Origin of the sequence: Corynebacterium sp. c3Ub_189, assembly GCF_039907195.1 — a bacterium.
Classification (GTDB): domain Bacteria; phylum Actinomycetota; class Actinomycetes; order Mycobacteriales; family Mycobacteriaceae; genus Corynebacterium.
On record NZ_JASBOF010000019.1, the window covers coordinates 25032 to 48181 of the forward strand.

The following is a 23150-nucleotide window of genomic DNA, read 5'->3' on the forward strand; positions in this document are numbered from 1 at the left end:
CGCGCTGCCGACACGACCCACTATTTTTTCGAATCTCCGTTCAAAAGGCCTTCGAAGGCGTCGCGGGCGCGGCGCAGGTTTGCGCGCATGCCGGGCTTGTCATGCTCCTTGGGGGTGGACTCCATGTTGAGGGCGGCGTCGAGGGAATTGGAATCGCCGTCCGCGGAGACGTCGGCAAACGCGCCTTCTGGGGCTGCATAGTCCGGCATCTTGAGCCATGCTTCGCGCTTATAACGCCCTTGGTCTTCGGTGTAACGGCCGATGAGATAACCAGCAACGGTAGAAAAGTCCAGATCCGCGGCGGACTTTTCACCCGACTGCAGCTTCATCATGTCTTGGCCGTAGCGGTAGGCCACCGCAAACATAGCGGCCGTCGGAACCGCGAGGAAGCCACCTATCAGGCCAAAGAGAGCTGAGCCTACCGTTACGGAAACTAGGACGATAACCGGGTGCAGGTCCATAGCCTTGGACTGCAGCCAAGGCGAGAGAACATTGCCTTCCAACTGCTGGACCAGCAACACCAGGCCGAGGACGAGCAGAGCCTTGGTTACGCCAAGGGAGACCAACGCGATGGTGACGGAGAGGGCGCCGGCCACGATCGCGCCGACGAAGGGGATAAAACCCGCGATAAAGGTGATGATCGCCAAAGCCATGGCCAGCGGAACGCCGATAAGGGCGAGGCCGACGCCGATAAAGACGGCGTCGACAAGCGAGACAACTGCCTGCGCGCGAATGAAGCCGCCCAGTGTCGCCCACGCGCGGGTAAGTAGCTCAGTAAGGTGCCAGCCGGCGCGCTTGCCCGTGGCATCGCGCAGCCAGGGAAGGAACTTAGTGCCGTCCTTCAGGAAGAAGAAGGTCAGCACCAGCACAATAAAGAGGGTGACCAGGATTGATGTGGCCGTGCCGATGCCGGTAAAGACCGAGCCTGCGATGGCGCCGGCACGTTGCTGCAGCCAGGACGCCGCCTCGTCGATGTAGCTACTCATGTCATCGCTATCGAGGTTAAGCGGTGGGCCCTGGGCCCAGAGCTGCAGGCTTTGGATGCCGGAGACCGTCTGCAAATACAGGGAGCGGGATTGCCGCATGAAATCTGGGGCAACAAACGCAATGAGGCCGCCAACAGCCGTGAAGGAAACCAAAATGGTTACGGCGGCCGCCAACGCGGCGGGCAGGCCAATGTTTCGCAGCTTCTTCGCCACTGGCGCCAGAACGGTGCAGATAATAAGGGCCAAAAGCACCGGCAAAAGGCCCTGCCAGAAGTTACCTAGCAAACGGTAGAGGGCGTAGAGGAAAACGCAGATGATGAGCAGCCGAACGGCCCATAGGGAGGCGGACTTAATCACCTCGCCGGCGATGACGGAGCGGTCTACCTGATCACCTGGTGGATGTGGGGATACATCCTCCAGCTTGCTGGTGTCAAAGCTTTCATCAAACTTATCGCCCAAGCCCGCCTGGGGGTCATCGGGCAGCGGTTGGTTATCAGAATTCACCCCACCATCTTGCCTTAAAAGAAGGCGGGTGCGTTAGGATTGGCCCCGTGAGTCTTACACTAGGAATCGTCGGCCTGCCCAATGTGGGCAAGTCCACTTTGTTTAATGCCCTGACCCGTTCCGAGATCCTGGCGGCGAACTACCCGTTTGCCACCATCGAGCCCAATGTGGGCCTGGTGGAGCTGCCGGATTCCCGCTTGACCCAACTGGCGGAGATGTTTAACTCTGAGCGCATCCTTCCTGCCACCGTGTCCTTCGTGGACATCGCCGGCATCGTCTCCGGCGCTTCCCAGGGTGAAGGTATGGGCAACGCGTTCCTAGCCAATATCCGCGAGGCAGACGCTATTTGCCAGGTGGTGCGCGCCTTCTCTGATGACAATGTTATTCACGTTGATGGCAAGGTGGACCCGCGCAACGATATCTCCGTTATTAATACCGAGCTCATTCTCGCGGACCTCCAGACCATCGAAAAGGCCCTGCCGCGCCTGGAAAAGGATGCGCGCAAGAACAAGGATTTGGCCGCCGAGGTGGAGGCAACCAAGAAGGCCCAGGAGATTCTGGAAGATGATCGCACCCTCTTCGCCGCGGCGAAGGAGGGCGAGATTGACCTCGCACTCGCGCGCGATCTGCACCTGATGACGGCTAAGCCCTTCCTCTATGTCTTCAATTCGGATGAAGCAGTGCTTACCGACGACGCTAAGAAGGAAGAACTCCGCCAGCTCGTCGCCCCAGCCGAGGCTGTATTCCTCGATGCGCAGACCGAAACCGAGCTGCTCGAGCTAGAAGAAGACGAAGCCCGCGAACTGCTCGAGGCCGTAGGCCAAGATGAGCCGGGCTTAGCTACCCTGGCTAAGGCAGGTTTTGCCACCTTGGGTCTGCAGACCTACCTCACCGCCGGTGAGAAGGAGGCCCGTGCGTGGACCATTAAACAGGGCTCTGCCGCACCGCAGGCAGCTGGAGTCATCCACACCGACTTTGAGAAGAAGTTCATTAAGGCCGAGATCGTTTCCTTCGATGACCTGGTAGACGCCGGCTCCATGGCTGAGGCCCGTGCGCATGGCAAGGTCCGCCAAGAGGGTAAGGACTACATCATGCAGGACGGCGATGTGTGCGACTTTAAGATCGGCGGCTGATTCCACACCGCTCTGAAGTGGCCCTTTGTTAGAGGGGGAAGGCGCAACCCACTCGCGCGCAAGAGAAGGTAGCGAAGACGAAACTTCCGCGTTACTGTGGGCGGCGCACCCGAACAAAGGAGGCCGCAACATGGCTGAACTAGATAACAAGACCATTGCCATCATCGCTACCGATGGCTTCGAAGACTCTGAGCTGACCTCCCCGTTGGAGGCCGTGAAGAACGCAGGCGCTATCGTGCGTGTCCTCGCCCCAGAGGCCGGCACCATTACCGGCAAGAAGGGCACGGAGATTTCCGTTGACGCCGCTACCGCTGACTCCACTAGCGAGTCTTTCGATGGCATCATTCTGCCTGGCGGTACCGATAATGCTGACCTCATCCGCTTGGATAAGGCTGCGGTGGAAATCGTGCGCAACCACATGAGCAAGGATCTGCCGCTCGGCGCCATCTGCCACGGTGCTTGGATCCTGGCTGATGCTGAAGCCCTCAAGGGCCGCACCCTGACGTCCTTCCCGTCCCTGCAGACCGACCTGCGCAATGCAGGTGCCACCTGGGTAGATGAGGAAGTCCACTGCGACCAGGGCTTGGTCTCGTCCCGCACTCCAGATGACCTGCCAGCCTTTAACGCCAAGCTGGTAGAAGAGTTTGCAGAGGGCCAGCACTAAAGCTTCACGAATTTAAGCCACGGGAGTTTCCCGTGGCTTTTTTCGATCTTGCGCCGGTGTCACATGCCCTATAAAGTTAGGATTTCCAGAAGGGGAGTAGTTCCCTCGGTTAATTCCGAGATGACTGGTCGACATACTGGCGTTTAGCCCGGCCAGCCAGCGCCCGCAGTGCCCGCGGCCGTGAACGAGACCTTCGGTCCGCAACCGAACCGAAGGGAGAAGTGACTATGTCCTCCATAGGCTCAGAGCAGCGCATTCTTGAGCGCTTCATGCAGCTATCCATCGCCGCCGCTGTGGCTACCATCATCCTCAAGGCCTTGGCCGCTTGGTTTACCGGCTCGGTGGGCTTCCTCTCTGATGCCTTCGAATCCCTCGTGAATCTCGTCGCGGCCGTCGCCGGCTTTTATGCCCTCCGGATTGCCTCTAAGCCGGCCGACGATAACCACCAGTTTGGCCACGGCAAAGCCGAGTATGTCTCCGCCTTGGTAGAGGGCGCAATGATTTTTATTGCGGCCGGCATGATCATTTACACGGCGATCCAACGCTTCTTTGTTCCGCAGCCGATTGAAGAGCCGGGCTGGGGCTTGGCGTTGTCAACCCTTTCGTCCGTGCTCAACGGCGCGGTGGGCATCGCGCTCATACATGCAGGTAAGCGCTACCGTTCCGCCACCTTGGAGGCGGATGGGCACCATTTGCTTACCGACGTCTGGACTTCCGTCGGCGTCCTTGTCGGCATCGCCGCCGTATTCCTTACTGGCTGGTGGTGGCTGGATCCTGTAGTGGCGCTTGCAGTGGGCATCAATATCTTATGGACGGGCTATAGCCTCCTGCGCGATTCGGTGAGTAGCCTGCTTTCTGAGGCGCTTCCCGACGACGAGCGTCAGAACATTAGGCAGCTCCTAGCTCGGCTGGAGCAGGAACACTCGGTAAACTTCACGGATCGTCGCACCGTGGCCTCTGGCCGCCAGCGGTTGGTGTACCTGACCATGGAGGTGCCAGGGGAGTGGAGCGTCATGCACTCCCACGAGGTTGCAGACGCAGTGGAAATTGCCCTCGACGAGCTTTACCCAGGCTGCAGTGCGTTCATCCATGTGGAACCAGCCGGCCTGGAAAATCGGCGTCCGTACCTATTCCGCTAAGACTTAATCTTCTCAGCTTTCTGCCGACAGCTGAGGTGAATGCGCACTAGACCAATATGTGTGTAGGCCTGTTCGGGTGTACGGTCCTGTATACCGCCTGTGGATATTGGGAGAAAAAGTACACCCTCGTTAAAGAACTCTGTGGGGTAGCTGTCACCGCATTTTGGGGGTGTGGTGAACAGTGGACGATTTGGAGATCGTGAGGGGGTGCGTCTAGGGCACTGCGGGCGAGGGAATCGACATCCGGTTTCCGCAGTTCGGGTGCTTATGGTGCAGATTTTCCAATGTTGCAGAACTGTTACTAACCGTTCTGAGCTGCATGAAGCTTGGATATGGTGAACAAAATCGAGAAAAATCTCCGCTAGCGGTCGAAAAATTTTGATTTCTCCGTATGGTGGTTGTCACAGCAAGCAATTGGAGATTTTCACCCCCACACTCCACGTGGCGGGGTTAGAAAATGTCCTTTTGTTTGGTTGAAGATAGCTATACCAATAGCAGAAAGGATTTACTGACAATGGGTAAGAACATTAAGGACCTCTTTAACGCAACCGCATACGACAAGAACGGCGAGAAGCTGGGCGATGTTAACGAGGTATTCGTTGATGACCAGTCCGGCCAGCCTACCTTCGTTGAGGTTAACCACGGCCTGTTCGGCATGAACTCCAGCCTGGTTCCGCTGCGTGGACACGACTTCTCCGGCGATGACCTGAAGCTGGGCTTCTCCAAGGACCGTATCAAGGATGCTCCGGACTTCGACTCCGATAAGCCGCTGACCCCTGAGGCGCAGTCCGATATCTTCAAGCACTACGGTCTGGAAAGCGCACACGACGTTACCGACTACAAGGACTCCAACCTTGACTCCAAGCGCGACGTTCAGGCTGGCGCTGACAAGGATCACAACCTGACCGCAGGTGCTGGCGCTGCTGGTGCAGGCGTTGCTGGTGCACATGCTGACGAGAAGAAGGCAGACACCCACACCACCGACGCTGCTGCTACCGAGCGCAAGGCTGGCGTAGCTGATGACGCTGCAGCTGCACGCACCAACAACGATGGCGAGCTCATCCGTTCCGAGGAGCAGCTCAACGTCAACAAGGAGCGCGTGGCTACCGGTGAGGCTCGCCTGCGCAAGTACGTTGTGACCGACACCGAGACTGTCGAGGTTCCGGTTGAGCGCGAAGAGGTTCGCGTCGAGCGCACCCCGATCAACGCTGAGGATGCCAAGAACTACAACGGCGCTATCTCCGGTGACTCCGAGGAAGCTTCCGTCACCCTGCACGAGGAGCGCGTAAACGTGAACAAGGAGACCGTTCCGGTTGAGAAGATCAACCTGAAGAAGGACACTGTTCGCGACACCGAGACTCACACCGAGGAGCTGCGCAAGGAGCAGATCGACACCGATGGTGTTGACGGCCTCAAGAAGTAAAAGCGCATAGCTAAACGCCCGCAAGGACTACCTTGCGGGCGTTTCTTGTGTCTGAATTAGGAGACTGGTTTAAGCTTTGACGCCGATGGCCTCAGCCGAGTCAGAATCCATAATGTCCTTGACACCGCTCTCGGCAGCATCCCATGTTGCCTTGTCCTGGATGCCGGCGCGCTTAGCCACGATGGTGGCGCACAGCACCTGTCCGGTGACGTTGAGCGCGGTACGGCCCATGTCAATAATCGGCTCGATGGCGAGCAGGAGACCAACACCGGCCAGTGGCAGGCCGAGTGTAGAAAGCGTCAGGGTAAGCATCACCGTTGCGCCCGTGGTGCCTGCGGTAGCAGCGGAACCAATAACGGACACAAAGATGATGAGCAGGTACTGGGTGAAGTCAAGGTCAATGCCGTAGAACTGGGAGACGAAGATGGCGGCGATGGCTGGGTATACGGAAGCGCAGCCATCCATCTTGGTGGTTGCTCCTAGCGGAATAGCAAAGGAAGCGTACTCGGACGGAACGCCCATAGCCTTTTCGCTGAAGCGCTCGGTAGCTGGCATGACGCCCATCGAAGAACGGGTGACAAAGCCCAGGGAGGTCACGGGCCATACGCGCTTGAAGAAGCCGATGACCGGGATCTTGTTGAACTTCAGCACTGCCGGGTAGACCACGGCAAATACCAGGCCCATGCCGACGTACATGGCTAAGACGAACTTGCCCAGTGAGCCCAGTGCATCCCAGCCGTAGGTGGCTACGGCCTTGCCGATGAGGGCCGCGGTGCCAATCGGGGCAAGGCGGATAATCCACCACAGGATGACCTGGATGACCTTCAGGAAGGACTCGGTAAAACGTAGGAAAGGCTCAGCAGGCTTGCCGGTCTTGACAGCGGCGATACCAATGGCCAGCGAGATGACAAGGAGCTGGAGGGCGCCAAAGCTGAGGGATACTTCGCCGTCGGAAAGCGAGGCAGAAAGGCCTACGAAGTTCTGGGGCAGAAGCTGCTCAAAGAACGCGGTCCATGAACCGACGTGGGAAGGATCCTGCGCGGTGGCAGCGTCGATGCTTGTGCCGATGCCCGGCTTCATCACGACGGCGACGATGATGCCCGTCAAGACGGAGAAGAATGCGGTAATGGCAAACCATACAAGCGTGGAAATTGCCAGGGAAGCGGCGTTGGCCACCTTGCGCAGATTAGCGACGGAGGTAACGACAGCAGCGAAGATGAGTGGCGGGATCATCACCTTGAGCAGCTGGACGTAGGCGTTGCCGACTCCCGTGAGCAGGGTGGTCAACCAGCCCGGGTTGTCTGGGTCGGTATCCATGCCGGAAGCAATGAAGCCCAGGATAAGGCCGATGATGAGACCCGCGATGACCTGAGCGCCGAATCCCGTGGCCCAGCCGGGAAGCTTGGAGCGCGAAGATTCTTGTTGGGACATAAAGATTCCTTTGAAAATAAAAATGGACAGATCGGACTATTTTTCAGATACTGTCCTGTTCAACTTCAACATCGCTCAGCTTATTCCTTCTACGTCTGTAGGTACAAAGTGCGAGTTATCTGCCGTGGCCGAAACCTCACCTTTCGTGCTCACGGAAAGGTGGATTTGCGCTGGCTTTATGGTGCCGGTGAGCGCGAAGGGAAGGGAGCCTGAACTACCACGTGTGTCCCATTGCTAACTTTAAGTAGCTACTCTCTCTATCTTTCTCAGGAGGAACAGTCATGGGTTGGGTTAAACCTCTCGTTGGCATTGTCGCAGTTGGCGCAGTGGCTTCCGTTGCTTTAGGCGGCGGTGATGAAGATACTGTGGTTGTCAACCGAGTGATCGATGGCGACACTATTGACGTCGACATAGACGGCGAAAATACCCGCGTCCGTCTACTTAATATTGATACGCCGGAAATCGGCTATAACGGCGAACCGAGTGAGTGCCTCGCGGAGGAAGCGAAGCAGTACTTGGAAGGACGGCTTCCAAAAGGGACGGAGGTTCGGTTGGAATATGACTCCGAGCGGACCGACAAGTACGGTCGCACTCTTGCCGGTGTCTTTATTGACGATGACTTCATTAACGCGGATGTCGCGGCCGAAGGGCTAGCCACGGCGGTTGTATTTGGCGGAAACGACAAGTTTTACGACGAAGTGCACAATGCCGAACGCGGCCCTAAAGACGCCGGCGAAGGGATCTTTGGGGTCTCGGACGAGTGCAAGGTTTCCAGCGACAAGGACATGGCCGAGGCGCTTAGCGGCGCTGAAGCCGCGGCGGCAGCATTTGCAGCTTCCGGGGAAGCTGATATTGCAGGGTACGAGGATGTACTGGACAAGTCAGCAGCTGCGAAGGCTGGATTAGCGGTTCTGACTCACCGCAAAGATGCTCGAAGCACCTTCCAGAAGGCGGCGTATCCGGATGCTCCCAAGGAGATTGCCGCGAAGAAGGAACGCGAGCTTGAGGGGAAGGAGAAGCAAGCCCGTGAAGAGCTCGAGAAATTGGAGGAGAAAGAACGGGAGGAAGAGAAGCGCGAGAAGGAGCGCCAGGAAGAAGAACGCCGTCGTGCAGAGCAGCGGCAGGAAGAGATTCGCCAGCAGGAGCACGACGCGCCTGAAGTAGAGGTAGCGGAGCAGCCGACGCTTGACGAGGTGGCTGGCTATCAAGCCCCCCGAGCAGCAGCCCGCACCTCAGCCGGCACCGGTGGTCGATAACTACACCGGGTGTCGAGCTTATGGCGGAAACTATGCCATGACGTCAGTAGATAAGAATGGACGTTCATACGCGAAGATCGACTGCACTACGAAGCAGCAGATTGGTTAGGCAGCCCGCCCTTCGCGCTCACGGGCAGAACCCTGAGTGCTTGGAGCATGGCTCCCGGTGAGCGCGAGGGGAGCGGGGTTGGGGCCTACACCCTTGCCGCTCACCAAAACCAAGGGGAAGCGCCATCCTGGCGCTGCCGGTGAGCGCGAAGGGCGGGAGTGTCCCGGAATCTGAAATACTGGCGGCATGAAGATCCTCGTAACCGCATTCGACGCCTTCGGCGGAGAGAGCATAAACCCCACGGAACGAGCTCTTCAGCAACTACCGGATCGCATTGGAGACGCGGAGCTCATCAAGCTGGTGATCCCGACGAAGTTCGGGGAATCGCTGCGTCGGGCGATTGAGGCGGCGGAGGGCTCGGCGGTCGATGCAATTGTATGTTTGGGCCAGGCCGGCGGGCGGGCACATATCACCCCGGAGCGGGTCGCGATCAACGTGATGGATGCCGATATTCCTGATAATGCGGGTTATCAGCCGGTGGATGTACCGGTTGTGGAAGGCGGCCCGACGGCCTATTTCTCTACGCTGCCGGTAAAGGAAATGGTCGCGGCGGTGGGGGATAGTCCGGCGCGATTGTCGAATACGGCCGGGACTTTCGTATGTAACCAGCTGCTCTATGGCCTCCTGCATCACTTCGAGGGGACGAGGGTGAGCGCGGGATTTGTCCACGTGCCGTATATAACAGAGCAGGAGAAAACGGATAAGCCCATGATGGAGCTAGCGGACATCGTCGAGGGGGTTAAGCGGGCACTCTGGGCGGTGCAAGCTAGTTAGGGTAGCCTTTGTAGCTTTTTGGCTCAGCTAAATATAGATTTAGGGATATGTCTCGCTTTAGCCCTCTCAACTGGCCGGTTGTGCGCCAGCTGCGCAGTGGCGATCCCTTCGGAAGGGACGTCAATACGCAGTCTCAAAAGAGCAAAGATAAGCATGGGCGCACCGTGGAAGCAGACCGCGTGGTGCAGTCGGTGTGCCCGTACTGTGCGGTCGGTTGTTCGCAGCGCGTGTATGTCAAAGATGACCGCGTCATCCAGGTGGAGGGCGATCCGGATTCGCCCATTTCTCGTGGACGCCTGTGCCCGAAGGGATCTGCGTCGGAGCAGTTGATTAACTCCGCTACGCGCCTTACCAAGATTAAGTATCGTGCGCCGCACTCGACGGAGTGGCAGGATCTTGATGAAGATACCGCGATGGAGATGATTGCGGATCGTTTCTTGGAAGCCCGCCGGAACGGTTGGCAGGATGTGGACGATGAAGGTCGTGCGCTCAACCGCACGATGGGCATCGCCGGTTTGGGTGGTGCAACCTTGGATAATGAGGAAAATTACCTCATCAAGAAGCTATTTACCGCCGCTGGTGCGATTCAGCTCGAAAACCAGGCGCGCATATGACACTCCGCCACTGTTCCTAGTCTAGGAACTTCGTTTGGCCGCGGCGGCGCAACCCAACCGCTGCAGGATATGGCGAATGCGGACTGCATCGTCATTGAGGGTTCTAACATGGCCGAGTGTCACCCCGTGGGATTCCAGTGGGTGGTGGAAGCCAAGAAGCGTGGTGCACGCATCATTCACGTGGATCCGCGCTATACGCGCACGTCAGCCTTTGCGAATCGCCACATCGGCATTCGCGGCGGCACGGACGTGGTGCTTTTGGGCGCAGTCATTAACTACTTGCTGGAAAACGAGCTGTACTTCCATGACTACGTGGTGGCGTATACCAATGCGCCGATGATCATTTCGGAGGACTACCAAGACACCGAAGATCTGGACGGTCTGTTCTCTGGTTATGACCCAGAGACCGGCAAGTACGTTACGGATTCGTGGCAGTACGTACAGAAGCCGGAGGGTGCGTCGTGGAATGTGGAACGCGATGAGACGCTAGAGCATCCGAATTCGGTCTTCCAGATTCTCAAGCGCCACTACGCGCGCTATACGCCTGAGGTAGTGGAGGAGACCTGCGGTATTGCGCAGGAGGATTTCTTCTATCTAGCCGAGTCGATAGCGCAGAACTCTACGCCGGAGCGCACTACCTGCTTTGCTTATGCGTTGGGCTTTACCCAGCACACCTTGGGTGCGCAGTTCATCCGTACCGCAGCTATTTTGCAGCTGCTGACCGGTAATGTGGGCCGTCCTGGATCGGGCATTATGGCGCTGCGCGGTCACGCCTCGATTCAGGGATCTACCGATATCCCGACGTTGTTCCACTCGTTGCCGGGGTATTTGCCCATGCCGAGCGTCGATAAGCAAAGCTGGCCAGAGTTTGTCGATGGAATCCGTAATGAGTCGCAAAAGGGCTTTTGGCAGATCGGTGAGAACTACGCGGTCTCGCTGATGAAGTCCTATTGGGGCGATGCGGCAACCAAGGACAACGGTTGGGGCTATGACCTCATGCCGCGCATCTCTGGCGCGCATTCAACCTATGAAACGCTCATGGCAATGCTGGATGAGCAGGTGGAAGGCTATTTTGTCTTCGGCCAGAATCCGGCCGTGGCGCAGTCCAACGGCGGAATGCAGCGCCGCGGTTTGGCCGCGCTGAAGTGGCTGGTGGTGCGCGATTTCCAGGAGATTGAGACCGCCTCCTTCTGGAAAGACTCGCCGGAGATTAAAAACGGTGAGCTCAAGACCGAAGACATCGGCACTGAGGTCTTCTTGATGCCGGCGGCCACACACGTGGAAAAGGCTGGCACCTTTACCCAGACGCAGCGGATGCTGCAGTGGCGCTTCCAAGCAGCGCCGCCGCCGGGCGAGGCCAAGAGTGACCTGTGGTTCTTCTACCAGTTGGGCAAGAAGATTAAGGAGCGCCTGCGCGATTCCACTGATCCGCGAGATATTCCTCTGCAGAAGGTCACGTGGGACTATGTGGAAACCGAGGAAGGCGAGCCGAATTCTGAGGATATCCTCAAGGAGATCAACGGCTACTACCTAGAGGGCCCGAAGAAGGGCGAGCTTTTGCCTGCCTTCGTGGAGATGAAAAACGATGGCAGTACCTCGGGTGGTTGCTGGATCTATACCGGCGTGTTTAAGGACGGCATTAATCAGTCCGCGCGCAAGGTTCCGGGTTCGGAGCAAAACGAGGTAGCTCCGGAGTGGGGTTGGGTATGGCCGGCCAACCGCCGCCTGCTCTACAACCGTGCTTCGGCGAAGCCGGACGGCACTCCGTGGTCGGAGCGCAAGAAATATGTGTGGTGGGATGCTGACCAGGGTAAATGGGTTGGCGATGACGTGCCGGACTTCCCGGCTACCAAGGCCCCGGACTACAAGGCTCCGGTCGACGCCGTGGGTCCGGACGCCCTCGACGGCACCGATGCCTTCATCATGCAGGCGGATGGCCGCGGTTGGCTGTTTGCGCCGTCGGGGCTTTCCGACGGCCCATTGCCCACCCACTATGAGCCGCACGAGTCTCCGGTGCACAATGTGCTGTACAAGCAACAGCAATCGCCGACGCGCCTGACCATTAAGCGCCCAGACAACTTGTCGCGCCCAGAGCCAGGCGAGCCGGGCTCGGAGGTGTTCCCGTTCGTCTTTTCCACCTATCGCCTCACCGAGATGTATACCTCGGGTGCGATGTCGCGCCGTCTGCCGTACCTGGCGGAGTTGCAGCCGGGCCTTTTCTGCGAGGTTGATAAGGCCTTGGCAGAAAAGCGCGGCTTGGAAAACGGTAAGTGGGCCACCATCGTCTCGCCGCGCGGCGTGATTGAGGCACAGGTCTTGGTCACTGATCGCATGCAGATGATGAAGATCAATGGTGAGGAGTTCCACCAGATCGGCTTGCCGTATCACTATGGCGAGTCCGATTCCACGGCAGTTGCAGGCGATGGCGCCAATGATCTGCTGGGCCTTACGTTGGAGCCGAACGTTTTCATCCAGAATTCCAAGATCGGCGCCTGCGATATCCAGCCGGGGCGTCGCCCGCGCGGCGAGGCCCGTGTGGAGATGCTCAAGGAGTATCAGAAGCGCGCGCACCTGAACCTGGATTCCGGTAATGATCTGCTCACCGTGGATGATTCCTTCACCTATAACCCAGAGCCGCAGGAGCCCGCGGATGCGGATGAGCACGGCGAGAAGGGCGAGGAAAGCGAAGAAGGTAAGTAAATGACAAATCTTCTGACCGAAAACGCGAACCGGCACGGCTACGACAAGTACCGCCGCATGGCCTTTTTCACCGACACTTCCGTGTGTATCGGGTGTAAGGCCTGCGAGGTGGCGTGCAAGGAGTGGAACCGCAACCCGGTAGAAGGCTATGACGTCACGGGTGATTCCTATGACAACACCGGCGCACTGGGTGCAAATACCTGGCGGCACGTGGCCTTTGTGGAGCAAAACAATGACCGCATCGAGCAAGCCCGCGAGGAGGGAAAGAATCTCATTTCCCTGGGTATGCCTTCGGTAGGGGCGCAGGACCCAGAGGTTGATACCACCCCGCCGGATACGGATACGTTTCGGTGGCTCATGTCCTCGGACGTGTGTAAGCACTGCACGCATGCGGGCTGCTTGGACGTGTGTCCTACCGGCGCGCTGTTCCGCACCGAATTTGGCACTGTGGTGGTCCAGGATGATGTGTGCAATGGCTGCGGCACTTGCGTGGCCGGCTGCCCGTTTGGCGTCATCGAGCGCCGCGATGACGGCGGTGTGGCGCTGAAGTATGACAAGACGGCCACGGTGGACTACGTGGATAATTCCCATGCCGGCGTGAACGTGTTGAAAAAGCTTAAGCAGCTTGCCCCACAAGGGCCGGACCATACACCAGGCGAGTCAATGCCGATTAAGAACTTGGGCGTCGCCCAAAAGTGCACCATGTGCTACGACCGCCTGAAGCAGGGCGAACAGCCAGCATGTTCTAAGACCTGTCCTACTGATTCCATTCAGTTCGGCCCGTACGAGGAGATGGTGGCCGCAGCCAAGGAACGCGTGCGCGTATTGCACGAGCAAGGCCTTACCGAGGCCCGCCTTTACGGTGCCAACCAGGACGATGGTGTGGGAGGAACCGGCTCCATCTTCCTGCTTTTGGATTCACCTGAGGTCTACGGTTTGCCGCCGGATCCGCGCGTGCCGACGGCCGATTTGCCGCAGATGTATAAGACCGCAGCCAAGGCTATCGGCGGCATGGCGTTGGCCGTGGCTGGTTCCTTCCTGATTGGGGGACGTAAATGAGCAACTTTGATGAATACCGTCCACCGCAGCCGGAGCGCCGCAATCGCTACCGGAAGTTTGACGGTACGAAGCCGAAGAAGAAGCGGAAGCGTCCAGGCGCGGGCGCGCAGGACGGCTCCAAAGAGGAGCGCATGGCGCAGGACTTCGAGTTCTCGTCTTACTATGGCCGACCTGTGGTGAAGGCTCCGCCGTGGGAATGGCCCATCGGCGCCTACCTTTTCTTGGGCGGCGTGAGCGGCGGTTCAGGTCTCTTAGCCGCTGGTGCACAGGCCGCGGGCAATGCACCGCTGCGGCGCACCGCCCGTATCTCTGCCTTTGGCGCGGCGGCCGTGGGATCGGTCTTTTTGATTCTGGACTTGGGCCGCCCGGAGCGCGCATTGAACATGTTCCGTGTCTTCAAGGTGACCTCGCCAATGTCCATGGGCTCGTGGATTTTGTCGGGCTTTGCCAGCGCGGCCGCGCTGCCTGCCGCCGCGGAAGTGGATGCGGCGACCGGCCACAAGCTGCCGCTGCCGAAGTTTGTGCGTACGGCGCTGAAGAAGTCGGCCGGGCCGGCGGGCGCGGTCGCGGGCGTGCTCGGTGGTCCGCTCGCGGGCTATACCGCGGTATTGCTGTCCAATACCTCGAACCCGGTGTGGAATGACATGAAAAAGCACCTGCCGTATGTCTTCGTTTCCTCGGCGGGTGCGGCGTCGTCAGGCCTGGCTATGGTGACCACTCCGGTCGAGCACGCGGGACCGGCCCGCGTGTTGGGTATGGCCGCGGCAGCCAGCGATCTGGTGGCGACCAAGGTGCTGGAGGAAGGCATGGAGCCGGAGCCGCGCGAGGCGCTGCACGAGGGCAGGCCGGGCGCGTTGATGAAGGCCTCGGAATACTTCATCGCGGCCGGCGGCGTGGGTAGTGCGCTGGCCGCGGCCACGAAGTCGCGGGCAGTCTCGGTGGCTGCTGGGCTATCGCTCTTGGCAGGCTCGGCGTGCACGCGCTTTGGCGTGCTCAACGCCGGCTTGGAAGCGGTGAAGAACCCGGAGACCACCATCGGGCCGCAGAAGCGCCGGGCGGAGAAGCGCCGGCGCGAGCAGGGGCTCGACCACGATGTGGTGAGCCCGGACTAGTCCAGGTCCTGCAGGGCGGGGGCGAGCTCCGAGCCGATGTCTTCCATGCGTTGTTGCTCGGCTGCGGAGTCGCGGCCATCACGGTGGAGGTAGTAGTTCAGCGCCACATCGCCCACGGTGGTGACGCAGGTGGTCGACACTGAATCTTCGACCGGCCAGTCGGAGCAATAAAAGCGCCTGTCAGCGGCGGTGAACTCGAAGGGGGAGTACTCATTGGCGGGGCGCTGTTGGGCGGCGTTTTTGGCATCGAGGTCGTCGTGTAGCAGCTCTAAGTAGCGCTGCGCCGCCTCATCGGGGTCATCGGGGCAGACGGGTGAGCCTTCGGCCTCATACTTCGTCCCCAGCAGGCTGACCTGCTCCTTATCCTGTGCACGGTAGAGCACTGAGAAGGAATGTTCATCCTTGTCGGTGGAGTGTGGGTCGAGCTTCGACTTGCCGAGCGAATCTGGCAGGGCCTCGCGCACCGCGGCACTATCAACAGGGGAGCATTCGCTTGACGATGCCCCCTCGGACGAGCACCCCACCAGCCCTGCTGTGGCAAGGGCGGTGGAGGCGAGGGCGAGGAAAGCGGGGAGGCGTCGGCGCATTTTAAGCCTTAATGAACGCATCGCCGGTGCGCTCGGTGGTGTGGCCGATGATGGGGTAGCCAGGAACCTCGCCGATGAGGAGGAGGCCGCCGGAAGTTTGGGCGTCGGCAAGCAGCACTAGCTCTTCCTCGCTCAAGGAGGTATCGAGGTGCGGGTGCACCCAGTCGAGGTTGCGGCGAGAGCCGCCGGGGATGAAGCCCTCCGCCAGCGCTTCCTTTGCGCCTTCGATGGTGGGCACGGCGGAAAAGTCGAGCTCCGCGGCGATGCCGGAGGCCCGGCACATCTTGTACAGGTGGCCGAGCAACCCGAAGCCGGTGACGTCCGTGGCGGCACGCACGCCCGCCTCCACCGCGGCGCGGGCGGCCTCACGGTTCAAGGTGGTCATGGAATCGACCGCGGCCTGGGAGACTTCGCCGGTGGCCTTGTGCTTGTTGTTGAGGATGCCCACGCCAATGGGCTTGGTCAGGGTGATGGGCAGGCCGGGCTCGGCGGCGTCATTGCGCATGAGCTTGTCGGGGGCCACGATGCCGGTAGCTGCCATGCCGTACAGCGGTTCGGGCGCGGTGATGGAATGGCCACCGGTAACGGAGATGCCGGCCTCGGTGGCTATATCCATGCCGCCGCGCAGGACCTCGCGCAGCACATCCAGACCAAGCTTCTCATTGGGCCAGCCCACGAGGTTGATGGCGGTAACTGGGGTGCCACCCATGGCATAGACATCAGACAGCGCATTGGCCGCGGCCACCCGTCCCCAGTCATAGGGATCATTGAGCATGGGCGTAAAAAAGTCCGCGGTGGAGATGACCGCCAGACCATCTTGAATCTTTACGGCCGCGGCGTCGTCGCCATCGTCCAAGCCGACCAGCACGTTGGGGTCGGCCTTACCAATGAGGCCTTCGACGGCGGATTCCAACTGTCCAGCGGGAATCTTGCAGGCGCAGCCGCCACCGGCCGCGAAAGAGGTGAGTTTAATATCTTCGGTCATACGGCTATTTTACTAGTTCTACGGGAGCTTCTTGCTGCGTATTAACGGGGGAATAGTGCGCAGGAAAGGAATCTCCTCGGGCGCCGCAGGAGCCACCGTGGCGCACCGTGGTGAATGTAGCGTCTGGTAGGTGTCTCGGTACCGAGGAATGCCCGTGTAAGGTGAGCATACGGAGGCGTACGTGTCCTGGTGGGCGCCCCGGTCTTCAAAACCGGTGAGGCCGAGCATCTCGGTCTGGCAGGTTCGATTCCTGTCCGTCTCCGCCACTCGCGCGCAAGGAGGAATGCCACAGTGCCCACGCCCACGCCTGCCGCCAGCCCGGATCCCCGCAGGAATATTCCCCGCATGGACGAGCTGCTCCAGCTGCCGGAAGTAGAATCCGCGCGCCAGCGCCTAGCCGAGCACACCATCCGCGCGATACTCCAGGGCGCAGTCGCCCGAGCGCGCCGCGGTCAGTTGCCGGTTAGCGATATACCCGCAGAAATTGCGCAGCGCCTGGAACAAAAGAATACGCATTCCCTGCACCCAGTCATTAACGCCACCGGCGTCATCATTCATACGAACTTAGGGCGTGCCCCGCTTCCCAGCGCCGCGGTAGAGGCCCTGCACGCCGCTGCCTCCTATACAGATGTAGAAATGGACTTGGGCTCGGGCAAGCGATCCAGAAATCGCGGCGCCGGAGCCACGGCCGCGCTGCTCGCAGCCTGCCCCGGTGCAGAAGATGCCCTCGTGGTCAATAACGGCGCCAGCGCCTTGCTCCTGGCCACCGCCGCGCTCGCTCCCGGCAAAGAGGTCATCATCTCGCGCGGCGAGCTCATTGAGATAGGAGCTGGTTTTCGCCTGCCGGAGCTCATCGAGTCCACGGCCACGCGCCTTAAAGAAATTGGGGCGACTAACCGCACGCACCTGGCCGACTACGAGCGCGCGCTGGGCGATAACACCGGCGCTATTTTGAAGGTTCACCCTTCTAATTTCCGCATCGAGGGGTTTACCTCCGCAGTCGGGGTAGAGGAACTGCACCGCCTAGCGGTGGAGCACGATACGCGACTCATCGTGGACTTAGGCTCCGGCCTGCTCACCCATGACCCGGCGCTGCCAGAAGAACCAGATATCCAGGCCCAGCTGCGCGCCGGCGCCGATATCGTCATTGCCTCTGGCGATAAGCTGCTTGGCGGTCCGCAGGCAGGAATCTTACTCGGTACCAAGGAGGCGATTGCTGCGGTGAAGAAGCACCCGCTGGCGCGTGCGGTGCGCATAGATAAGTTGCGCCTCAATGCGCTGGAGGCGGCCATTTCGACGCCCTCGAATGCGGTGCAGGACGCCCTCCACCTCGATCGCCAGACACACCGCGAGCGCACGGAATCCATTGCACAGGCAGTCGGGGCGGAAGTCGTGCCTCATGATGGCCGCGTGGGCGGTGGCGGGGCGCCCGAATACCCGCTGCCCGGCTTCGCGGTGAGCCTGCCCGAGCGCTATGCGGATGCGCTGCGCCGCCAGGACCCGCCCGTGGTAGGTCGCGTGCATCAGGGCCGCTGCTTGGTGGATATTCGCTGCGTTCCTGCCGACCACGACGCCGCAGTTATTGCCGCTATTAAGGCGGTGAGCTAGGTGTACGTCGTCGCTACTGCCGGCCATGTGGACCACGGCAAGTCCACCCTGGTGCGCGCACTTACGGAGATGGACCCGGACCGGTGGGAGGAAGAAAAGCGCCGCGGGCTCACCATTGATTTGGGATTTGCCTGGACTACGCTGCCTTCTGGCGCGGATGTGGCTTTCGTAGATGTGCCCGGCCATGAAAAATTCTTAGGCAATATGCTCGCTGGCGTGGGCCCAGCCCCGGTGGTCCTCTTTGTGGTTGCGGCCGATGAGGGATGGCAGGCCCAGTCCACCGACCACCGCGATGCCTTGCGTGCGCTGGGAGTAGAGCACGGCATTATTGCGCTCACTCGCAGCGATCGCGCCACCGTGGACCGCACCGCAGAAATCCGAACGCAGCTGGCCGGCACCCCGCTTGCCGACGCCCCCATTATTCCCGTATCCGCTCCTACCGGCGACGGCATTGCGGCGCTGCGGCAGGCGCTCGATGAGGTCCTGGCCGCTGTGCCCGTTCCCGATGCGCAGGCGCCCGTGCGCCTGTGGGTGGACCGCGCCTTTAGCGTGAAAGGCGCGGGCACCGTGGTGACCGGAACGCTCGCCGCGGGCACCCTTCGCGTGGGCGATAGCCTTAAGGTGGCCACGGCCGGTGGGGAAAGGGACGTGGAAGTCCGTGGCCTGCATAGTGAAAATCGCGCGCAGGATTCACTCGGGCCCGTCACTCGCGCGGCCGTCAACCTGCGTGGGGCGGATGCCACCGATATCCACCGCGGCGACGTGCTGCTTTCCCCGAGTGCGTGGCGCTTAGTGGACCACCTCGATGTCCGCCGCACCTTTGGCGCGGAGCTCGACGGGCTGCCCGATAACCTCGTCGTGCACACCGGTACCGCCGGGGTAGAGGCCCACCTGCGTCCCCTGTCTGCCGATTTCGCGCGCATCAGCCTGGCGCACCCGCTGCCGCTGCAGCTCCTTGATCGCTTCGTAGTGCGCAGCCCTGGTGGCCGGCACGTCGTCGCTGGGGTAGAGGCAGTTGATCTGCGCCCGCCGGAGCTTAACCGGCGCGGTGCCGCCCGCCGCCGCGCAGAAGAGCTCAGTGCCCAGAACTCGTTCCGTGATCCTGCCTCTTACCTGTGCCGCGTCGGCTTCGCCCGTGTGGATGACCTAGCCCGCGATGGCTTTACTACCGCAGCGCCGCCGCAAGGCATTATCGCCTTCCGCGACTGGTGGATTGCCGCTTCCCAAGTTACGCGGTGGAAGCACGCGCTTACCGACGCCCTGCATGCCCACACCGCCGCCCATCCCCTAGCTCCGGGAATGCCTCGCAAGGCGGCCATGGACGCCCTCGGCCTGCAAGAAGAAGGCTTGCTGGGCCTTGCCATCGCCGCTGCGAAGGCGGAAAGCAGTGAGGGAGTGCTGCGCCTTCCTGGGCAGCGGGCGGACCTCGGCGCGGCGGAGCGCGGGGTCGCTGCCATTGAGGAAAGACTCAAGGCAGAACCTTTTGCGGCACCCGAAGCAGATGACCTCACGGAGCTAGGCCTGGGGCCCAAGGAGCTTGCCGCCGCCGAGCGCGCCGGGCGCCTCCTGCGCCTGAAGCAGGGAATCGTGCTCTTGCCCTCGGCGCCGGAGGAAGCGCACCGGCGTCTTGCCGAACTGGAGCAGCCCTTTACGCTTTCGGCAGCCCGCCAAGCGCTGGGCACCACGCGGCGGGTAGCCATCCCGCTGCTGGAATACCTCGACGCCCAGCGGATTACCCGCCGCGGCGACGGGGGCCAACGCACCCTGCGCTAGAGGCGCGGGGCTCTGCCACCCAGGGCCGCACCTATTTGCGGTGATTGCCCCCGCGGTGGCGGGACGTGTCGCGGGCTACGCGCCGGGCCCGCACGCGCGCGGATTCGGAGGAAAAGCGGCCCGGTTCTTCGGCAACTGGGAGCGCACGCCAGCTGAAATTCTGCTCGCCCGGGATGGAAGAGACCAACTCCGCTAGTTTGGCGCTAGCCTGCGGTTGTTGCGCTTGCTCATTGTGCTGCTGAGCTGGCGCATCTGGCTCAGCGGGTACAGCCGGCTGGGCCTGTGGCCCTTTCGGGCGGCGTGAGCCGGTGGGCAGCGCCTTGACGATGGCCTCGCCGGCAAGCGTGTGCTCCCAGACCTCGGGTTGAGCCGGTGTGGCTGCGGGCGCAGCGGTGGGAATCGCAGGTTGTGGCGCGGGCACGCGCAGCGGTGGAACAGCGGGGGAGAAGAGCTCCTCGGGGGTGGCCTCATCGGCGGGGATATCGACGGCAAGCATGCCGTGGCTCGCATAGGCGCGGGCGGAAAGCCCCGCTCCAGAGCCGCTGGCCGCGGCGAACGCGGCGCGCAGGCCGGGGAACGCAGGAATGTCGCCGATGGGGCCGAGCACCATATCGTCGCAGGTGGCCACTGCGGTGCCGGCAAGGTCTTCCAGCGTGACGAAGAATTGCTGCGTGCCCATGCGCTCAAGCTGGGCGGGTGATAGGTCGCCGGCGGCGGCATCGATCAGTACGCCTCGTCCGCCAGTTAGCAACGCAGTTCCTTGCGGCTGGTCATTGACCGGCACCATCCACGGCCACAGGCCCAGTGACACGGCAACTTCTACCTCGCCGTCAACTACCTCCACGGTGGCGATCGTCTGCGGCTGTGCGGAGGAGGCCTTTAAGCGCTCCAAGGCGGGGTATTCCGCCGCCTCGACCTCGTCCAGGAACCCTAAGAAGCCGAAGTCTGAGCGAACGCGCCAGCCGTTGGTATAGGTATCGGGCTCTAGGGAGACGTCGACAAGCGCAGCGTGCTCTGCCACGCCGGGGATACTCAATGCGGTGCCCACCACTGGGTGCTCGAGGACCGCAACATGCTCCACGCCGAAGTAACTAGTCGCGAGCGGGTAAAGCGCCATAGAAAGTCACTCCCAAGGTTAAAGGCCGGTAAACAATGCGTAGCTCATTTTACGCATATGGGGGATAGGGCTGGCGCCAGCTTTATATCCTGCGGGTTTTTATTAACGTATAGACAGCTCTCTTAAAAGTGAAACCCGGAAAACAGAATAGGAGTAGAACCATCTCTTCTTCACCGTCTTCCTCATCCCGCCCTGTGCGTGGGGTAAATAGCTCGGAGGAAAGCAAAAAGCGCACCCGCAACGCCAAGCGCATTCTCAAAGACATTATGTACCCGCATAATATCCACCCCGCGCTGGTACCGGGCGTTGCCATTGAGGACCAGAAGGTCAAGTATGGAGTAGACAAGCCGATCCTCTTTGTGGTCGGCGGACTGGTCGTCGCCTTCGTAATCTGGGGTGTGATTGCGCCCGAGCAGGTCTTCGATGCTTCTTCGACAGCGCTCGATTGGGTGATGCGTAACTTGGGCTGGATCTTTACCGCCCTGGCGACGTTCCTGATGTTTTTGCTCATCATCTTGGCTTTTTCAAAGTATGGCAAAATCCCTCTCGGGCTAGATGGGGAGAAGCCGGAATTTTCCACGGTGAGCTGGGCCGCGATGCTCTTTGGTGCCGGCATTGGCATCGGCATTATCTTCTTCGGCCCCTTCGAGCCACTGAGCTACTACCTTTCGCCGCGCCCTGGTGCCTATGAGGCCGCGAGCGATGAAGCGGTGCTGGGGGCCATGGCGCAGGCCGCCATGCACTGGGGCTTTAATGCCTGGGCGATTTATGCCATCGTGGGTCTATGCGTGGCCTACGTGTCCTTCCGCCGCGGCCGTGTGCCGCTGATGAGCTCCATCCTGATGCCGCTCTTTGGCAATCGCTCCTCTGATTCCCTGCCCGCGCGCATCATCGATGGCTTAGCCATTATTGCCACTCTCTTCGGCACCGCCGCCACGCTGGGCATCGGTGCGCTACAGATCGGTCGCGGCGTGGAATTGGTCAGCGGTTGGTCTACCACCGGCAATGCTGCGGCGCTGGTAATCATCGTAGTGCTGTCCATCGGAACGATCTTCTCGGCTGTCTCCGGCGTGGCCAAGGGAATTCGGTGGCTCTCCAATATCAACCTGGTGCTGGCCATGGCGCTGGCCTTGTTCTTCTTCGTCGTGGGGCCGACCGCCTTCTTGGCCAATATGTTGCCGGCCGTAGTGATTGAATATCTCGATGAAATGCCACAGATGCTCTCGGCCAACATGGGCGAGGGGGAAGACATGGTGGCCTTCCTGTCCTCCTGGACCACCTTCTACTGGGCTTGGTGGGTATCCTGGTCGCCATTCGTGGGCGTCTTCGTAGCCAAGATTTCCCGCGGGCGAACCATCCGCCAGTTCGTGCTCGGTGTGTTGCTTATTCCCTCGGCTATCATTGTTGCCGCTTTTACCATCCTGGGCGGCACCACCATTTGGCTGCAGCGCCGCGATGGCGATATCGCCCCAGATGGCACCATTGATTCCATGCCGGCGGCAGAAGACATCTTTTTCAAGGTCTTGGATCACTTCCCAGGAGCGGAGTGGATGGCGCCCATCGTCATCGTCATGCTGGTGGTCTTCTTCATTACCACGGCTGACTCCGCATCCATTGTGAACTCGCAGCTCACCCAGCGCGGCAACCCCAAGCCCAACCCGGCAGTAACGGTCTTTTGGGTGGTATGTATGGCTGGCATTGCCGTGGTCATTTTGCTTGCCGGTGGCCGTAATGCGCTGCAGGGCCTGCAGAATCTTATTACGGTGACGGCCCTGCCTTTCGCGGTCATCATCGTGCTCATGTGCATCGCGTTGGTGCGCGAGCTGCGCCATGATCCTGCCTCCATCCGTCATTTCTACGAGGACGAAGCTGTCTCTAATGCAATCGTCCGCGGCGTGCGCGATTATGGCGATAACTTTGCCCTGTCTATCGAGCCGACGGACGGCGACTACGCAACGGGCGCGCACTTTAACTCCACTGCAGCAGAGGTGACCGATTGGTACGCGCGCACGGACGAAGAGGGCCGCGCCGTGGGCTATGACTATGAGGCAGGCGAGTATGTGGACAACGATCCATCTATCAAGAATGGCGAGTTCATCTCTCCGGTACCGGAAGATAAGGAAGAAAATTAATACTTGACAATTATTGGCTGGTAGGGTGCCAGCTATGACTTTTA

Annotated in this window: 17 protein-coding genes and 1 tRNA gene; 13 read left to right on the plus strand and 5 right to left on the minus strand. The window is 60.5% G+C overall.

Features of this window, described 5'->3' with window-relative positions; all coding sequences use genetic code 11:
• Nucleotides 1–20: 20 nt before the first annotated feature.
• Entirely contained in the window at nucleotides 21–1490 is a 1470-nt protein-coding gene (locus QKD99_RS09645; RefSeq protein ID WP_347951324.1) for an AI-2E family transporter, read from the minus strand.
• Between the two features lie 47 nt (nucleotides 1491–1537).
• Between QKD99_RS09645 and ychF the strand changes: the two genes are divergently transcribed.
• The 4 genes from ychF to QKD99_RS09665 all read left to right on the plus strand — a co-directional run bounded on the left by ychF (nucleotide 1538) and on the right by QKD99_RS09665 (nucleotide 5849).
• Nucleotides 1538–2623 (plus strand): redox-regulated ATPase YchF, encoded by a 1086-nt coding sequence (ychF, locus tag QKD99_RS09650; protein ID WP_347951325.1) that lies wholly within the window; start codon nucleotides 1538–1540, stop codon nucleotides 2621–2623.
• Nucleotides 2624–2753: 130 nt separating this feature from the next.
• Nucleotides 2754–3287: a type 1 glutamine amidotransferase domain-containing protein gene (locus QKD99_RS09655; protein WP_225747178.1), complete on the plus strand. Its 534-nt coding sequence runs from the start codon at nucleotides 2754–2756 to the stop codon at nucleotides 3285–3287.
• 227 nt (nucleotides 3288–3514) lie between these two features.
• Nucleotides 3515–4426, plus strand: coding sequence for a cation diffusion facilitator family transporter (locus QKD99_RS09660; protein WP_347951326.1), 912 nt, complete (start codon nucleotides 3515–3517; stop codon nucleotides 4424–4426).
• Between the two features lie 514 nt (nucleotides 4427–4940).
• A complete protein-coding gene (locus QKD99_RS09665; RefSeq protein WP_347951327.1) occupies nucleotides 4941–5849 on the plus strand; it encodes a PRC and DUF2382 domain-containing protein in 909 nt (302 codons plus the stop codon).
• Between the two features lie 69 nt (nucleotides 5850–5918).
• Here QKD99_RS09665 and QKD99_RS09670 read toward each other — a convergent pair whose 3' ends face one another.
• Nucleotides 5919–7280 carry a dicarboxylate/amino acid:cation symporter gene (locus QKD99_RS09670; protein WP_347951328.1) on the minus strand — a complete coding sequence of 454 codons (1362 nt, stop codon included), beginning with the start codon at nucleotides 7278–7280 and terminating at the stop codon, nucleotides 5919–5921.
• A gap of 281 nt (nucleotides 7281–7561) precedes the next feature.
• Here QKD99_RS09670 and QKD99_RS09675 point away from each other — a divergent pair, with 281 nt between their 5' ends.
• The 5 genes from QKD99_RS09675 (at nucleotide 7562) to nrfD (ending at nucleotide 14904) form a co-directional block, all read left to right on the plus strand.
• Nucleotides 7562–8536 (plus strand): thermonuclease family protein, encoded by a 975-nt coding sequence (locus QKD99_RS09675; RefSeq protein ID WP_347951329.1) that lies wholly within the window; start codon nucleotides 7562–7564, stop codon nucleotides 8534–8536.
• A gap of 295 nt (nucleotides 8537–8831) precedes the next feature.
• A complete protein-coding gene (locus QKD99_RS09680; protein ID WP_347951330.1) occupies nucleotides 8832–9419 on the plus strand; it encodes a pyroglutamyl-peptidase I in 588 nt (195 codons plus the stop codon).
• A gap of 47 nt (nucleotides 9420–9466) precedes the next feature.
• The gene (gene fdnG, locus QKD99_RS09685) at nucleotides 9467–12733 is read left to right on the plus strand and encodes a formate dehydrogenase-N subunit alpha (RefSeq protein ID WP_347951331.1); all 3267 of its coding nucleotides are present in this window, start codon (nucleotides 9467–9469) and stop codon (nucleotides 12731–12733) included.
• Complete coding sequence (locus QKD99_RS09690; RefSeq protein WP_284766364.1) at nucleotides 12734–13792, plus strand: 4Fe-4S dicluster domain-containing protein; 1059 nt, start codon at nucleotides 12734–12736, stop codon at nucleotides 13790–13792.
• Nucleotides 13789–14904, plus strand: a complete 1116-nt coding sequence (gene nrfD, locus QKD99_RS09695) for an NrfD/PsrC family molybdoenzyme membrane anchor subunit (RefSeq protein ID WP_347951332.1) — start codon at nucleotides 13789–13791, stop codon at nucleotides 14902–14904. The genes QKD99_RS09690 and nrfD overlap by 4 nt, the downstream gene beginning before the upstream one ends.
• Here the strand turns inward: nrfD and QKD99_RS09700 are convergent.
• Nucleotides 14901–15491: a hypothetical protein gene (locus tag QKD99_RS09700; RefSeq protein ID WP_347951333.1), complete on the minus strand. Its 591-nt coding sequence runs from the start codon at nucleotides 15489–15491 to the stop codon at nucleotides 14901–14903. The two genes, nrfD and QKD99_RS09700, sit on opposite strands and share 4 nt — an antisense overlap.
• A 1-nt stretch (nucleotide 15492) precedes the next feature.
• Nucleotides 15493–16476: a selenide, water dikinase SelD gene (gene selD, locus QKD99_RS09705; RefSeq protein WP_347951334.1), complete on the minus strand. Its 984-nt coding sequence runs from the start codon at nucleotides 16474–16476 to the stop codon at nucleotides 15493–15495.
• A 171-nt stretch (nucleotides 16477–16647) separates the two neighbouring features.
• Here selD and QKD99_RS09710 point away from each other — a divergent pair.
• The 3 genes from QKD99_RS09710 (at nucleotide 16648) to selB (ending at nucleotide 19857) form a co-directional block, all read left to right on the plus strand.
• A tRNA-Sec gene (locus tag QKD99_RS09710) sits at nucleotides 16648–16742 on the plus strand.
• Nucleotides 16743–16767: 25 nt separating this feature from the next.
• The gene (gene selA, locus QKD99_RS09715) at nucleotides 16768–18084 is read left to right on the plus strand and encodes an L-seryl-tRNA(Sec) selenium transferase (RefSeq protein ID WP_347951335.1); all 1317 of its coding nucleotides are present in this window, start codon (nucleotides 16768–16770) and stop codon (nucleotides 18082–18084) included.
• Complete coding sequence (gene selB / locus QKD99_RS09720) at nucleotides 18085–19857, plus strand: selenocysteine-specific translation elongation factor (protein ID WP_347951336.1); 1773 nt, start codon at nucleotides 18085–18087, stop codon at nucleotides 19855–19857.
• A gap of 31 nt (nucleotides 19858–19888) precedes the next feature.
• Here selB and QKD99_RS09725 read toward each other — a convergent pair whose 3' ends face one another.
• Complete coding sequence (locus QKD99_RS09725; RefSeq protein WP_347951337.1) at nucleotides 19889–20974, minus strand: hypothetical protein; 1086 nt, start codon at nucleotides 20972–20974, stop codon at nucleotides 19889–19891.
• 194 nt (nucleotides 20975–21168) lie between these two features.
• Between QKD99_RS09725 and QKD99_RS09730 the strand changes: the two genes are divergently transcribed.
• A complete protein-coding gene (locus QKD99_RS09730; RefSeq protein WP_347951338.1) occupies nucleotides 21169–23106 on the plus strand; it encodes a BCCT family transporter in 1938 nt (645 codons plus the stop codon).
• The last annotated feature ends 44 nt before the right edge of the window (nucleotides 23107–23150 follow it).

Bases quoted from the DNA above. Each gene is read 5' to 3' on its own strand.
- nrfD (WP_347951332.1), top strand. From the start codon at position 13,789: ATGAGCAACTTTGATGAATACCGTCCACCGCAGCCGGAGCGCCGCAAT.
- QKD99_RS09665 (WP_347951327.1), top strand. From the start codon at position 4,941: ATGGGTAAGAACATTAAGGACCTCTTTAACGCAACCGCATACGACAAG.
- QKD99_RS09655 (WP_225747178.1), top strand. From the start codon at position 2,754: ATGGCTGAACTAGATAACAAGACCATTGCCATCATCGCTACCGATGGC.
- QKD99_RS09670 (WP_347951328.1), bottom strand. From the start codon at position 7,280: ATGTCCCAACAAGAATCTTCGCGCTCCAAGCTTCCCGGCTGGGCCACG.
- selD (WP_347951334.1), bottom strand. From the start codon at position 16,476: ATGACCGAAGATATTAAACTCACCTCTTTCGCGGCCGGTGGCGGCTGC.
- QKD99_RS09725 (WP_347951337.1), bottom strand. From the start codon at position 20,974: ATGGCGCTTTACCCGCTCGCGACTAGTTACTTCGGCGTGGAGCATGTT.
- QKD99_RS09660 (WP_347951326.1), top strand. From the start codon at position 3,515: ATGTCCTCCATAGGCTCAGAGCAGCGCATTCTTGAGCGCTTCATGCAG.
- QKD99_RS09675 (WP_347951329.1), top strand. From the start codon at position 7,562: ATGGGTTGGGTTAAACCTCTCGTTGGCATTGTCGCAGTTGGCGCAGTG.
- QKD99_RS09680 (WP_347951330.1), top strand. From the start codon at position 8,832: ATGAAGATCCTCGTAACCGCATTCGACGCCTTCGGCGGAGAGAGCATA.
- QKD99_RS09700 (WP_347951333.1), bottom strand. From the start codon at position 15,491: ATGCGCCGACGCCTCCCCGCTTTCCTCGCCCTCGCCTCCACCGCCCTT.
- QKD99_RS09690 (WP_284766364.1), top strand. From the start codon at position 12,734: ATGACAAATCTTCTGACCGAAAACGCGAACCGGCACGGCTACGACAAG.